This window comes from Amycolatopsis sp. NPDC104775 (genome assembly GCF_055583325.1).
The window spans coordinates 330,450-344,685 of the sequence record NZ_JBVJOE010000005.1 but is presented as its reverse complement, the minus strand read 5'-3'; the positions used below and the strand labels follow the sequence as shown (position 1 = coordinate 344,685).

12 protein-coding genes are annotated in these 14,236 nt (G+C 72.5%); 3 read left to right on the top strand and 9 right to left on the bottom strand.

Features of this window, described 5'->3' with window-relative positions:
• Positions 1 to 41: 41 nt before the first annotated feature.
• On the top strand, positions 42 to 281 hold the full coding sequence (locus ACZ63D_RS24245) for a PLDc N-terminal domain-containing protein (protein ID WP_465356617.1): 240 nt from the start codon (positions 42 to 44) through the stop codon (positions 279 to 281).
• Here ACZ63D_RS24245 and ACZ63D_RS24240 read toward each other — a convergent pair.
• Positions 211 to 1,140, bottom strand: coding sequence for a universal stress protein (locus ACZ63D_RS24240; protein WP_465356616.1), 930 nt, complete (start codon positions 1,138 to 1,140; stop codon positions 211 to 213). The two genes, ACZ63D_RS24245 and ACZ63D_RS24240, sit on opposite strands and share 71 nt — an antisense overlap.
• A gap of 211 nt (positions 1,141 to 1,351) precedes the next feature.
• Between ACZ63D_RS24240 and ACZ63D_RS24235 the strand changes: the two genes are divergently transcribed.
• On the top strand, positions 1,352 to 1,948 hold the full coding sequence (locus ACZ63D_RS24235; protein ID WP_465356615.1) for a hypothetical protein: 597 nt from the start codon (positions 1,352 to 1,354) through the stop codon (positions 1,946 to 1,948).
• Between the two features lie 58 nt (positions 1,949 to 2,006).
• A complete protein-coding gene (locus ACZ63D_RS24230; RefSeq protein ID WP_465356614.1) occupies positions 2,007 to 3,044 on the top strand; it encodes an alcohol dehydrogenase catalytic domain-containing protein in 1,038 nt (345 codons plus the stop codon).
• A gap of 85 nt (positions 3,045 to 3,129) precedes the next feature.
• Here ACZ63D_RS24230 and ACZ63D_RS24225 read toward each other — a convergent pair whose 3' ends face one another.
• From ACZ63D_RS24225 to ACZ63D_RS24190, 8 genes are read right to left on the bottom strand one after another with little or no spacing between them, the layout of a single operon-like run.
• Positions 3,130 to 3,831: a CBS domain-containing protein gene (locus ACZ63D_RS24225; protein WP_465356613.1), complete on the bottom strand. Its 702-nt coding sequence runs from the start codon at positions 3,829 to 3,831 to the stop codon at positions 3,130 to 3,132.
• Positions 3,832 to 3,841: 10 nt separating this feature from the next.
• Entirely contained in the window at positions 3,842 to 4,345 is a 504-nt protein-coding gene (locus ACZ63D_RS24220; protein ID WP_465356612.1) for a universal stress protein, read from the bottom strand.
• 26 nt (positions 4,346 to 4,371) lie between these two features.
• Complete coding sequence (ppsA, locus tag ACZ63D_RS24215; RefSeq protein WP_465356611.1) at positions 4,372 to 6,615, bottom strand: phosphoenolpyruvate synthase; 2,244 nt, start codon at positions 6,613 to 6,615, stop codon at positions 4,372 to 4,374.
• Positions 6,612 to 9,284, bottom strand: a complete 2,673-nt coding sequence (locus ACZ63D_RS24210; protein WP_465356610.1) for a cation-translocating P-type ATPase — start codon at positions 9,282 to 9,284, stop codon at positions 6,612 to 6,614. Before ACZ63D_RS24210 ends, ppsA begins: the two co-directional genes overlap by 4 nt.
• Positions 9,281 to 9,919, bottom strand: coding sequence for a hypothetical protein (locus ACZ63D_RS24205; RefSeq protein WP_465356609.1), 639 nt, complete (start codon positions 9,917 to 9,919; stop codon positions 9,281 to 9,283). Before ACZ63D_RS24205 ends, ACZ63D_RS24210 begins: the two co-directional genes overlap by 4 nt.
• On the bottom strand, positions 9,916 to 10,326 hold the full coding sequence (locus ACZ63D_RS24200; RefSeq protein WP_465356608.1) for a hypothetical protein: 411 nt from the start codon (positions 10,324 to 10,326) through the stop codon (positions 9,916 to 9,918). Before ACZ63D_RS24200 ends, ACZ63D_RS24205 begins: the two co-directional genes overlap by 4 nt.
• Complete coding sequence (locus ACZ63D_RS24195; protein WP_465356607.1) at positions 10,292 to 11,416, bottom strand: acetate/propionate family kinase; 1,125 nt, start codon at positions 11,414 to 11,416, stop codon at positions 10,292 to 10,294. Before ACZ63D_RS24195 ends, ACZ63D_RS24200 begins: the two co-directional genes overlap by 35 nt.
• Positions 11,417 to 11,437: 21 nt before the next feature.
• Positions 11,438 to 14,083, bottom strand: coding sequence for a bifunctional acetate--CoA ligase family protein/GNAT family N-acetyltransferase (locus tag ACZ63D_RS24190; RefSeq protein WP_465356606.1), 2,646 nt, complete (start codon positions 14,081 to 14,083; stop codon positions 11,438 to 11,440).
• Positions 14,084 to 14,236: the final 153 nt, after the last annotated feature.

Here is a 14,236-nt window from a genome sequence, read left to right as displayed (position 1 = left end):
GCGCGGCGGTGTTGCCTGGAGCGCGACCGGAGGAGAAGCCCATGCGAGCACACCGGAAGCTGTCCGACCTGTCCCCCGCGCGGCGGCGGGCGATCCTCGCCACCGCCGCGCTGCAGGTGCTGCTGGCCGCGGCCGCCTGGTGGGATCTCGCGAAACGGCCCGAGGACCGGGTCAACGGACCGAAATCCGCCTGGGCGGTCGCGATCGCGGTCAACTTCGCGGGTCCGCTGGCGTATTTCCGCTGGGGCCGGACGGTTCCTCGCCGGAACTGGCGACGATGACCGGGCACAGCGCGTAGGACATCACCGCCTGGCTCGTGGACCCGAGCAGCAGCCCGCCGAACCCGCCGCGCCCGCGGCTGCCCACGACGAGCAGCCGCGCCCGGTCGGCCAGATCCAGCAACTGCTCGGCAGGCCGGCCGCGGACGACCAGCTGCCGCACGTCGACGCCGGGGTATTTCTCCGCCCATCCGGCGACCCGCTCGGCGAGCACCACGTGCGCCTCCTGCTCGATCCCGCTGTCGGCGTTCCAGCGGTTCTCCCGGAAGATCGCCGACAGCAGCCGGTCGTCCCAGCAGTGCACCGCGGTCAGCGGAGCGTTCCGCCACGCGGCTTCCTCGAACGCCGTCCCCAGTGCCAGTTCGCTCGACGGCGAGCCGTCGACTCCCACCACGACCGGCCCGGAGGCCGGCGGCTCCTCCTCGCCCGCGTGCGGCCGGACGAGCGCCACCGGGCAGGCCGCGTGCGCGGCGAGGGAGACCGACACCGAGCCGAGCAGGATCCGGCCCAGCGGGCGCAGTCCGGGCGTTCCGAGCACCAGCAGCGCCGCCCCGCGAGACTGCGCGACGAGACACTTGCCGACGATTCCGCGCAGCAGAACCAGATCCGGGGTCAGCGCGGGTACCGCCTCCTGGGCGGCGTCGCGGGCGGCGCGCAGAATCCGGTGCCCGCGCGCGGTGAGCACCTTGTCGAAGTTCTCCAGCGTCCGCAACGGGCGGGGGAAGTCGAGCGCCAGCTCGTCGAGCACGTGCACGAGCCGCAGCGGAACACCGCGTCCCGCCGCGGCGCGCGCCGCCCAGCCGACCGCGTGCAGGGAAGCCAGCGAGCCGTCGACCGCGGCGACGAGTGCGGGTTCGGTCATCAGTGCCGCCTTTCTTGTGTCCAGCCACGTTTTCCCTCCGGACGGTAGGCGCGGACGCCACCTGGCGGCAGCGGCGTCGGTCCCCAGGTGCGTGGACCTTCGGCCCCTCCGCGAGGGGCCTCGCCCAACGGCCCGCGCAGCAAGGACTTTCGGCTCCAGAGCCGTCCTCCCCGGCGGACCACACTCGGGCCGGAAAGGAATGGAGGTCCCCATGTCCGTCAAATCGCAGCACAGCAAACCCCCGGCGAGCCGGATCCCCGCCGAGCACTCCGAAACGATCGCGCAGCCGCCTCGGGCGAGCTACGGCGCCCGGTCGCTCGCGGTACTGCGGATCGCCACCGGCTTCCTGTTCCTGTGGCCCTTCGCCGACAAGCTGTTCGGCCTCGGCTACGCCACGCCCGCCGCCGGCGCGTGGATCCGCGGCGGCTCGCCCACCAACGGATTCCTGAGCAAGGTCGACGTCGGCCCGTTCGCCTCGATGTTCCACGCGTGGGCCGGAACCTGGTGGGCCGACTGGCTGTTCATGCTGAGCCTGCTCGGCATCGGGCTCGCACTGGCCGTCGGAGCCGGACTGCGGATCGCCGCGGTCTCCGGCACCTTGCTGATGCTGCTCATGTGGGCCGCGGAATGGCCGTTCGCCCGCACCACCGGCGCGGGTGCGCCCACGCACTCGACCAACCCGTTCCTCGACTACCACCTCGTCTACGCCCTGGTCCTGATCGCACTCGCCGCCGCCTGCGCCGGCGACACGTGGGGAATCGGCCGCCGCTGGGCCGCCTTCGTCGGCGACCGGACTTGGTTGCGCTGAACCGTTCACGGGCGTCCGCCGTACTGGCGGACGCCCGCAGTCCTGTGAAGGAGCGACTGTGAAGGCACTCGTGTACGACGGCCCCGGACGCCGGTCCTGGACCGACCACCCGGACCCGGAAATCCTCGCGCCCACCGACGCGATCGTCCGGATCGACACCGTCACGATCTGCGGCACCGATTTGCACATCTTGAAAGGCGACGTCCCCGAGGTCGAACGCGGCCGGATCCTCGGCCACGAAGCGGTCGGCACCGTCGTGCGCACCGGCGACGCGGTCACCTCGGTCAAGCCGGGCGACCGCGTGCTCGTGTCCTGCATCAGCGCGTGCGGCCGCTGCGAATACTGCCGCCGCGGCAGCTACGGCCAATGCCTGGGCGGAGGCGGCTGGATCCTCGGCCACCTGGTCGACGGCGTACAGGCCGAATTCGCGCGGGTCCCGTTCGCCGACACCTCCGTCTACCGGCTGCCGGACTCGGTGAGCAACGAAGCGGCACTGCTGCTGGCCGACATCATCCCCACGTCCTACGAGGTCGGAGTCCGCAATGGACAGGTCGGCCCTGGCGACGTGGTAGCGATCGTCGGCGCGGGCCCGATCGGCCTCGCGGCGATCACCGCGGCCCGGCTCTACAGCCCGTCGTCGATCATCGCGATCGACAAGGAACCGGCCCGCCTCGCCGCGGCCAAAGCAGCCGGTGCCGACGTGACGGTCCAGCCCTCGGAAGCGGAAACCGCGGTACGCGAAGCGGGCGGCGGACTCGGCGCCGACGTGGCGGTAGAGGCAGTAGGCGTCCCGGAAACCTTCGAACTGTCCGCCGAACTCGTCCGCCCCGGCGGCCGGATCGCGAACATCGGCGTGCACGGCAAACCGGCCACGCTGCACCTCGAACGGCTCTGGATCCGGAACGTCACCATCACCACCGGACTGGTCGACACTTCCAGCACGCCGATGCTGCTGCGGATGCTGGCCGCCGGACACCTCGACGTGAGCCGGATGGTGACGCACCGGTTCGGGCTGCAGGAGATGGACGAGGCGTACGACGTTTTCGCGCATCCGCAGGAGAGCGGTGCGTTGAAGGTCGCGCTGTTCCGCGAGTGAGCTGCTGCGTTGCGCCGAAGGTCCGTGAGGGGAACCCTGAGGGAATCAGATTCCTTCAGGGTTCCCCTCACGGACCTTTCCCGCTTCACGGGCGATGGATCGACCGGTCCGGGAACATCCCGCCCGCCGCGGGCTCTCCCGGCCGCAGGTAGCGGTCGTCCATCTCCGCCCGCAGGTGCTCCCGCACCTCCACCACGCCGTCGACCCGGCTGACGAGGGCCTTGATCACCCCGACCATGCTGTACCGCTCCACCACCCCGCTCAGCGACACCACCCCGTCGTGCACGGAGACGTACAGGGTGGACGGATCGACGCACATCTCCCGCTTCAAGACCTCGTCGCGCACTTCCTCGCGAATCTCGTTGTCCGGACGCAAATACGCCCGCACGAGGTCCGCCCGAGCCACGATCCCGGCGAGCGTCCCGTCGGCCTCGAGCACGGGCAGCCGATGCACCCGGTGGGTCTCCATCAGCTTGGCCGCGCGCACGACGTCGTCCTCCACACCCACCGTGACGGCCGGCGTCGTCATCAGATCGGCCGCGAAGAGCGCTTCGGCCTTATGCCTGCCGCGGCGTGCCCGCGGTCCGATGCCGTGGTGGTCGACCTCGCGCTCCAGCAGGTCGCCGCTCGAAACGACGCCGAGCACCCGGCCGTCCTTGTCGACGACCGGCGCGCCGCCGACGCCGCGTTCTTCCAGCAGCGCGGCGACGGCTTTGAACGAGGTGCCCGGTGCGACCCGCGCGACGTCGGTCGTCATCACCGAGCGGATCTGGCGTGTCCGTTTCATCTTCCGCTCCTCACAACAGGGGCCCGGGGTAGTACGCGCCCGCGGCCGCCTCCGGCAGCGGTTCGCGTTCTTCGGCCGACCGGGCCGGGACGATGACCACCGGGCAGCGTGCGTGCCGCAGGCAGTACTCGGAGACCGAGCCGACCAGCATCCGCAGCACCCGGCTGTGCCCGTGGCTGCCCAGCACCAGCATCGCCGCATCCGCCGATGCGCGGACGAGGCTTGGGCCCGGGGCGCCGTCGATCGTGCCGCTGCGCACCGGCACATCCGTGACGTCGGCACGCGCCTCGTCCAGCACGTGGTCCAGTTCGTGCTGGTACCGGGACGCGATTTCGTCCGGCGAACGGGTGACAGCCGATTCCAGGTCGGCGAGCGGGTCGAACGTCCAGGCCCGCAACGCCACCACGGTCCGGCCGCTCGACTTCGCCTCGGCCAGCGCCCAGCGGACCGCGGCGGTGCTGGGTGCCGATCCGTCGACGCCGACGACGATTTCCTGTTCCTTCGCTGTGCTCATGGTTTCCTCCGCACACTTTCCGGCGCTCAGCGCGCCTTTTCCAGCAGGACGCGGCGTTCGGCCGCGGCGATCGCGCCGCGGGCCGCCCCGATCGCGTCCGGGTTGACCGAGATCGACGTGATCCCCGCGCGCACGAGATGTTCGGTGAACGCCGGGTTCGTCGAGGGCGCCTGGCCGCACAGCGACGACGTGATGCCGCGCGCCCGGGCGGTGCTCACGATGCGGGTGATCGCGTCCAGCACCGCGGGATCGGCCTCGTCGAACAGTTCGGCGCACACCGCCGAATCCCGGTCGACGCCGAGCATCAGCTGAGTGAGGTCGTTGCTGCCGATCGACACCCCGTCGATGCCGAGCCCGGCGTACTCGCGCAGCCAGTAGACGACCGACGGGACCTCGGCCATGATCCACCGGTGCAGCCCGCGCTGGTTGCCGAGCGGGCTCGCGTCCACCGCCTCCAGGCACGCCTCCAGTTCCCACTTGGTGCGCACGAACGGGATCATCAGGTGCAGGTTCGGCGTCCGTTCCCGGACCCGCGCCAGCGTCCGCAGTTCCAGCGCGAACAGGTCGTGCTCGCGCACGTACCGGTAGCAGCCGCGGTAGCCGATCATCGGATTGTTCTCGACCGGTTCGTACTCGGCCCCGCCGTCGAGGCCGCGGAACTCGTTGCTGCGCAGGTCGGTCGCCCGGTAGACGACCGGTCGCGAGCCGAACGCGCTCGTGATCCGCAGCAGCGATTCGGCCATAGCGTCCACAAAGGACTCTTCCTCGCCGCGGGCGAGCAGTGCGCGCGGATGCCGTCCGCCGAGCGCCGAGGTCAGCAGGAATTCGGCGCGGAGCAGGCCGACGCCGTCCACCGGTTGGGCCGCCACCTCGGCGGCGTGGTCGGGCATCGCGAGGTTGACGTACAGCCGGGTGCCGATCGCCTCGGCCGCTGCCGGTGCGGCAACGGGGGTCGTATGCACCGTCTCGTGCACGAGCGCTCCCGCGCGCACCTCGCCTTTCGTTCCGTCGACGGTGATCAGCGTGCGATCAGCGAGCACCCGGGTGGCGTCGCCGGTGCCGACGACGCACGGCACGCCCAGTTCGCGGGCGACCACCGCGGCGTGACACGTCATCCCGCCGCCGTCGGTGACCAGCGCCGCGGCGCGGCGGATCGCCGGGACCCAGTCCGGGGTCGTCATCGGAGCCACGAGCACCTCGCCGTCGCGCAACTGCTTCGCTTCGGCTGGGTCGTGCAGCACCCGGACGGCGCCGCTGCCTTCACCGGGCGAGGCCGCGAGCCCGGTGACCAGCACGCCGGTGGCGCCTTCCGGAACCGGCGGAAGGGTGGTGATCGGCCGCGACTGCACAAGCCACGTCTTGTGCTCGGCGATCGCGAACTCGATGTCCTGCGGCACGCCGTAGTGGTCCTCGACCCGGCACGCGAGCCGGGTCAGCTCGAGCACGGCGGTGTCGCTGAGCACCCGCCGGCCGCCGAGCTGCGCGGTCAGCGCGACCTTCACGTCTCCCCCGCCCGCTTCGGGGATGATCTTGTGCGACTGGGAGCCGATCCGCGCGCTGAGCACCCGCAGGTCCTCTTTGGCCACCACGTAGGTGTCCGGGTCCACCGCACCGCTCACGATCGCCTCGCCCTGGCCGAACACCGCCTCGACCACCGCCCGGTCGCGGTCGCCGGTGCGCGGGTCGGCGGTGAAGATCACGCCGGACCGCTCGGCCGGGATCATCCGCTGCACGACCACGGCGATCGCCGGTTCGCCGGTGAACCCCCGGCTCGCCCGGTAGCTCACCACGCGCGGCGAGAACAGCGACGTCCAGCAGTCGACCACTCGCGCGGCCAGCGCTTGTTCGTCGACGACGTTGGTGTAGCTGGCGTTCATGCCCGCGAACGAGGCCTCGCTGCCGTCCTCGCCGGTGGCCGACGAGCGCACCGCCACCACCGGCCGGTCGCCGAGCGCCCGGTAGGCGCTGCTCACCTCCGACGCCAGTTCCGGGGGCAGTCCGGCGGAACGCACCAGCTCCCGCAGCCGCTCGCACGCCGTCGTCAGCTCCGCCACATCGTCCACAGTGGTCAGTGCCTTCGCGTGCAGGTCGGCGATCTCGGTGCGGACCCCCGCCGCCTCCAGCGCGGACCAGTACGCGTCACGGGGGACGACGAATCCGTCCGGCACCGGGTAGCCCGCGCCGATCAGCTCGCCGAGATTCGCCCCCTTGCCGCCCACGGTCTCGGCGTCGGGAAGCCGTATCTCGGCCAGTTTTCGCACGTGTGTCATGACAATCCTCCTCGGGTACGGCGGGTCAGCAGGCGGAACAGCTCGTCCGCGCCCCAGACCAGCACCGGCATCGGCAGCAGCACCGCGTAAACCCACGCGGGCAGCGCCGCGGTGCCGAAGACGTCCTGCAACCAGGGCACGTAGATGAGCGCGGCGGCGAAAACCAGCTCGAACGCGATGCCGCCGAGCAGAAGCTTGTTGGTTCCCAGGCCGATCGCCCGCAGCGACACCCGCTCGGTTCGGGCGGCGAACGCGGTGCCGATCTGGCAGAACACGATCGCGGCGAAGCTGGCCGTCGTGGCTTGGAGATAAGCGTGGTGCAGCGGCGCGCTGTCCGAGACGTCCGCGCCGGGATGCCAGCCCGCGGCGTACAGCACCGCGAAGTAGGCACCGAGCACGAGCGCCGCCGAGAGCACGCCCATGATTCCCCACGCCCGCAGGAGCATCCGGCCGGTTACCACGCCTTCGCGGCGCGAGCGCGGCCGGCGGGACATCAGCCCGGGCTCGGCGGGTTCCCGGCCGAGCGCGAGCGCGGGCAGCGTTTCGGTGCCGAGGTCGATCGCGAGGATCTGCAACACCGTCAGCGGCAACGGGATCGCACCACCGGAGATCGCGAACAGCAGGAACGGCAGTACTTCCGGCACCGCGTGCGCGAAGATGTAGAGCACGAATTTGCGGACGTTGTCGAATACCCGGCGGCCCTCGCGGACCCCGGCGACGATGGTCGCGAAGTTGTCGTCGGTCAGCACCACGGTTGCGGCTTCCTTGGCCACGTCGGTGCCGCTGACGCCCATCGCGACGCCGATGTCGGCCCGCCGCAGCGCCGGAGCGTCGTTCACCCCGTCGCCGGTCATCGCGACGACCTCGCCGCAGTCGCGCAGCGCGTCCGCGATGCGCAGTTTGTCCTCCGGTGCCGCGCGGGAGAACACCACCTCGTCGCCTCCGACGAGCACCGAGTCGAGATCCTGCTCCGGCATGCGCGCGAGCGCCGTGCCGTCCACCACCCGGTCCGCGCCGATGCCGACCCGCCGGGCGATTTCGGCCGCGGTCCGCCCGTTGTCCCCGGTCACAACGTGCACGGTGATCCCGGCGGAATGGCAGTCCGCGACCGCGGCGGCGACCTCCGGACGGGGCGGGTCGACCAGGCCGACGAAACCCAGCAGGCACAATCCGTTTTCTGCTTCGGCACGACTGCTCGGAAGCGCCGCAGCCTCCCGCCGGGCGACGGCCAGCACCCGCAGCGCGCGCCCGGCCATGCTGTCGACGAGCGCCGCCAGTTCCGCCCGCCGGTCCTCGGTCAGTTTCCGCCTGCCCGGTTCCGTGGTGCACAACGGGAGCACCTGTTCGGGCGCACCCTTCACCGCCACCACGAGCCCGCCGCCGATCAGGTCCACTGTGGACATCCGCTTGAGCCGGGGATCGAAGGGGTACAGCGCTTTTCGTGCGGCCTCGCGGGCGTTCGCGGTCACGTCCGCGCCTTGCTCCGCGGCGAATCGCAACAGCGCGAGTTCAGTCGGATCGCCGGAATCGCCGGCAAGGTCCGCGGTGCTGCACCGCGCGAGGACTTCGGCGGTCTCGCGCGGGGACGCGGATGCCGCCCCGTCCGGGCCGCGCAGTTCCTCGACCCGCATCGAGTTCTGGGTCAGCGTGCCGGTTTTGTCGGTGCAGATCACGGTGGTCGAACCCAGCGTCTCCACCGCCGACAGCCGTTTGACGAGCGCTCCCGCCTTCGCCATCGACCGCACCCCGGCCGCGAGCGCGAGCGTGATCGTCGGCAGTAATCCCTCGGGCACGTTCGCCACCAGCAGGCCGATCGCGAACACGAAGGCGGCCGACCACGACAGCCCGGCCGCGACGCCGAGCGGCAGGAATCCGATCCCGACGACGACCGCGACTCCCGCGATCAGCCACGCGACCCGCCGCACCTGCCGTTCCAGCGGGCTCTCCTCGCGGCCGATCCGCGCCGAGAGCGAAGCGATCCGGCCGATCTCGGTGCGCCGCCCGGTCGAGTGCACCACCGCCCGCGCCGAGCCCGCGACACAGACCGTGCCGCTGAAGACCAGCACCGGGGAATCCAGCGGACGGTCGGCGTCGTCCACGGCGTCGGCGGTCCGGGTCACCGGAGCCGATTCGCCGGTGAGCATCGACGCGTCGACGTCCACCGTCCCCTCGATCAGCCGCGCGTCCGCCGGGATCCGGTCGCCCTCGGCGAGCAGGACGACGTCGCCGCGGACCAGTTGGGCCGATTCGAGATGCACCAGCGCGCCGTCGCGCAGCACCGCGCTGCGTTCCGGCAGGTACTTCCCCAGCGCTTCGACCGCCCGCTCCGCCTGCTGTTCCTGGAAAAACGCGAGCAGGCCGTTCAGGATGATCACCCCGACGATCGCGATCGCCAGGTTGGTCGTGCCGGCGAACCAGGCCAGTCCGGCCGCGACCCACAACAGCAGGGCGAGCGGATGGACCAGCTGGCGCAACAGGGCGAGCGGCCAGTGCCCGCCGCCCTTGCGCGGCAGTTCGTTCGGACCGTAAGCCTGCAGCCGCCGGGCCGCTTCCCGGGCGCTCAGGCCGTCCGGCGACGAGCGGAGGTCCCGCAGTAGCAACCCGATCGGCTCCCGTGCGTCGACCTCCGGCTCCGCTGTCGCGGGCGGCGTGCGCAGATGCGTGGTCATCGGGCTCCCTCAGCTTCGAACACGAGAAGAACCGCTTGCGGCACCCTGCCCTGGTCCCCCGGACGCACCTCGGACGTCAATCCGCGGACCGCGGCGGCGACCCGCAGCGTGTGCACCGCCGCGCCGACCAGCACGCGGTCGACGCCACTCGCGCCTTCGGCGGCCACCGCGAGCCCTCGGCCGCTCGCGTGCCGCGACACCCGGGTGCGCGGCCACGAGTTCTCTTCCGCCAGTCCGGCGAGCACGACGGGATCGGTGACCGGCACCGCACCGCGGCGCGGGGGTCCGGAAACCGCGCGAAGAGCGAGATAACGCTCCCAGTCGCGCGTGGTCGCCGGGTCGTCCGCGCCGGGGGTCACCGCCGCGACCACGTCCGGCCGGCCCGGGTCGTCCGGGAACGACAGCACCGGGCGGATGCCCAGTCCCCGCAGCACGATCCAGGCGGCGGACAGCGCGGTGCCGCATCCGGCGAGCACGTGGCCTCCGCCGGGATCGTGCCGGAGCCGGCCGACCCGGGCGATCGCGAGTTCGCCGGGCCGGGTCTCGACCACGAAACGGCGCACGTCCAGCCGGGCCAGCGCGTCCACGAGCACCGCCCGCGCGCAGCGGTCCCAGGCGAAAGCCACGTCGGTCATCCGAGCGCTCCGGCGGCTTCCGGCCTCGGCCTCGGGATCGAGGGCGCTGCCCGGCAGGTCGCCAGCACGGTTTCGGCGTCGGTCACCGTGACCCGGTCCGCGAGCCCCGCGGGCGCGGCCACCGGCAGCCCCGGCTCCGGCGGGACGAGTGCCACCGGGACCTGTTTCCGCAGCGCGCAGACGACGCCGAACTCGCGCGCGGTGATCTCGTCCCCGACGCCGCGGACGTCCACGGCGAGCACCGGCGGATCGGCGCGATCGTCGAGCGGGCACGAGCGGCCCGGCACGAGGGCGCGGCAGATCCCTTCCCGCGAATGGCACCGGCTGACCCGGCACCCGTTGTCCCGCAACGGCTGGCAGAGCGCGTCGCAGTCACCGAACTTCGCTTCGGTCAGCAGTACGTGCACGGTGCACCTCATTTCCGAGAGCTGCGAGCACGGCTTCCGCGCCGCAGGCGAGTTCCAGGTCTTCCCGGGCGCGGACCACGAGCACCGGCGCGGCCGAGCCAGGCGCGCTGATCACCCGGTCCGCGTCGGACCGCTCGAGCGCCTCCACCCGCACGCCCAGCACGCCCAGGCCGCGGGCGACCTCGGCGACGGTCTCCGGCTGGTATTCCGCGACCCCGCCGGTGAAGACCAGCGCGTCGAGCCGGCCGAGGCTGACCGCCGCCGCCCCGATTTCCCGGCGGAGCCGGTGCACGTAGACCTCGATCGCCAGTCCGGCGTCGGGGTCCCCGGCCGCGGCCGCCGCGGTCACCTCGCCGAGATCGCCGCTGGTCCCGCTCATCCCGGCGAGGCCGGACCGGAGGCACAGCACGTCGGCCAGCTCGTCGGGTCCCATCGGCGCGGTTTTCATGACGTGCAGCAGCAAGCCCGGATCGATCGAGCCGGACCGGGTCGCCATCGCGGGCCCTTCCAGCGGGGTGAAGCCCATCGACGTGTCCACGCTCCGCCCGCCCCGCACCGCGGTCACCGAAACCCCGGCCCCGACGTGCGCGCAGACCAGTTGCAGCTCGGCTGCGGGCCGCCGCAGCAGTTCCGCGGCACGGCGTACCGCGTACTGCACCGACAGCCCGTGAAACCCGTAGCGGCGCAACCGGTTCTGCCGCGTCCATTCCCGTGGCAGCGGATAGTGCGCGGCCGCGTCGGGCAGTTCCGCGTGGAACGCGGTGTCGAAGCAGGCCACCACCGGTACGCCGGGCAACAGCTCCCGGACTTGCCTGGCGACCTCCAGCGACAACGGCTGGTGGATCGGGGCCAGCGGGACGAGGCGGTCGAGGTTCGCGATCACCCGGTCGGTCACCAGCACCGGCGCCTTCTGCGAGCCGCCGTGGACGAACCGCACCGCCACCGCGTCCGGCCGGGGCCAGCGCCACACGGCGTCGGCGACAGCGCTGGACGATCCGTTCTGCCAGGCCGCCCAGCCGACCGCGGCGCCGTCGTGCACGAGCGCCGCCTTCAAACTGGAGGACCCGGGGTTCAGGGTCAGGATTCGCACTGGATTCTCCTCGCGGTCGCCTCAGCCGGACAGCTTGCGCAGATACGGATCGGCGGGTTTCCGGCGCTCCAGCCGGATCCGGACGTCGAGCGCGGCACAGCCGTCCGCCCGCGCCGCCACCGGATTCAGGTCCAGTTCCGCCAGTTCCGGCACGAGCGTCGCCAACCGGCCGGTTTTCAGCAGCAGCTCGCGCACCGCCGCCCGGTCGATGCCGGACGCCCACAGCGCCTCGGCCGAGCGCAGGCCGTCGAGCAGCAGGTCCGCGTCCGGTCCGGTGAGCGGGGCGAGCCGCGCGGCGCGGTCGGCCACCAGATCGGTGTCGACCCCGCCCAGCCCGAACACCACCAGTGGGCCGAACACCGGGTCCGAGCGCACGCCGACGAGCAGTTCGCGGCCGCGGTCGGCCATCGGCTGGACCACCACGCCGCGCAGCGCCGGGCCGAAGCGCGTCAGCAGCAGCCGGTACGCGTCCCGCGCGCCGGACGGCCCCTCGACGCCGAGCAGCACCCCGCCGCCGGCCGTTTTGTGCAGCAGCCCCTCGGCGTCCGCCTTCACCGCGAGCGGTCCGTCGAACTCCTCGGCGGCGCGGACGGTCTCGGTCTCGTCGCGGGCGTAGCGGGTCGGGACCAACGGGATTCCCGCGAGCCCGAGCAGTTCCGCCGCCGCGGCGGGCGACAACCAGCCTTCGCGCTCCGCTGCTCGTGCCGTCGCGAACTCTCGCAGCGCGGCGGCGTCGATCTCCGGCAGCGGCGTGGCGTCGGTCCTGGGCCGGGCTAGCCATTCCGCGTACTCGGCCTGACGGGCGAGCACGAGTGCGGCAGTGGCCGGATCGTCGTAGCACGCGGTGACCGCGGGTCCGTCCGCGCACAGCGGCGACACCCGTTCCCGCTGCCCCGGCCGGACGGCGAGCACGGTCTTGTCCGCGCCCGGCAGCACGTCGGCAAGCGCGGACGCGGGATCTCCGACCGCGGTCGGGACTGTCGCCGCGATCACCGCGTCGACACCGGGGTCGGCGAGCACGATCCGCACTGCCTGGCCGAATTTCTCCGCCGGAACCGCCGCGGTTGTGTCCACCGGGTTGTGCACCGCGGCTTCAGCGGGCAGCAGTTCGCGCAGGCTCGCCGCGGTCTCCGCCGAGAAGCCCGCCATCGTGAGTCCTTCGCGCTCGCACGCGTCGGCCGCCAGCACCCCGGCTCCGCCAGCGTTGCTCAGCACGGCGACCCGCCTGCCGTGCGGAAGGGGTTGCCAGGAAACCCCGGCGAGCACATCGACCAGTTCGGCGACCGTGTCGACGGCGATGATGCCCGCCTGCGCGTAAAGCGCGTCGCGAGTCACCGCGGGCGTCGCCGCGGCGGCAGTGTGCGAAGCGGCGGCGCGCTGGGCGGTCCCGCCGCTTCCGGCCCGCACCGCGAGCACCGGCCGGGTCCGCGCGAGCCGCGCGGCCAGCCGGGCGAATTTCCGGGGATTGCCAAAGGATTCGAGGTACAGCACCACGGTCTCGGTGCGCCGGTCGCTCGCCCACCACAGCAGCAGGTCGTTGCCGCTCACGTCGTATTTGTCGCCGGTCGAGACCAGCGAGGAAAGCCCGAGGCCGAGCCCGGTCAGCGCCTCGACGAGCGCGATCCCGACCCCGCCCGACTGCGTCGCGACGCCGATGCTCCCGGCCCGCGGGCGGCGGGCGAGGAACGTCGCGTCCACCGGACAGGACGGATCCGTCGAGAGCACGCCGAGGCAGTTCGGGCCGACCAGCCGCATGCCGTGCCCGCGCACCGCGTCCCGGACCCGCTCGCCCGCCGCGGTCCCGGTCAGCCCGGACGAAACGACGACCGCCGCGGCCACCCCGCGTTTGCCGCATTCCTCGACCGCGTCCGCGGCGGCTTCCGCGGGAAGGCAGACCACCGCCAGCTCGGGAGTCCGGGACAGGTCGGCGACCGACGGCGCGCAGCGCACGCCGAGGATCTCTTCCGCCACCGGGTGCACGACCTCCACCGAGCCGGGAAAACCGCTGTCCAGCAGGTTCGCCAGCACCGCGTGCCCCACCGAACCGGGCCGCCTGCCCGCGCCGATCACCGCGACCGAAGCCGGACGCAGCAGATGCGCCAGGCTCGCCGCCTCGGCGACCTCGTCGCGGCGGGCGAACGCGTCCGGATAGCGGTCCTCGCCGTCCAGCCAGATCGTGACCGACCATTCCGGGCCCTCGTGGTCGATCTCGTACGGGAGGCCGAGTTCGGCGAACACCCGGATCACTTTCGCGTTCTCCGCGAGCACTTCGGCGACGAACCGGTCGATGCCGTGCGCCCGGGCAGCCGCGGCGAGGTGTTCGAGCAGCAGCGTCGCGATCCCGTGCGTGCGCTGGTTCCCGTCCACGACGAGCGCGATCTCGGCCTCGGCGCCGCGCCCGATCCGCTCGCAGTGCGCGACCCCGGCCAGCGTCCCGCCGAGGAAGCAGCCGACCGCGGCGTGGCTCTCGTCGGACGTTCCGGCGATCTCCGCCGCCATTCTGTCCACAGTGGACGGCAACGGCCCGAAGAACCGGAAATACCGGTCCCGCTCCCCGAGACCGGTGTGCAGCCGCAGCACGGCCTCGGTGTCGGCCGGTCCGAGCGGACGCACCAGGCCGACCTGTCCGTCGGCCAGCAGCACCCGTGCGGGCTGGTCCGCGCTCATCGGAACTCCTCCCTGCGCGAAGCGGGGGGGGGGGGGGGGGAAGGGACCGCCCCCCCCCCACCCCCCCTCCCCTTCCCCACGGCGCTAAAAGGGCTCTTCCTTCTCCTTTCCTCCCCCCAGCCTCCCAAACCCCGAAAGACCTGGCAGTTCCCC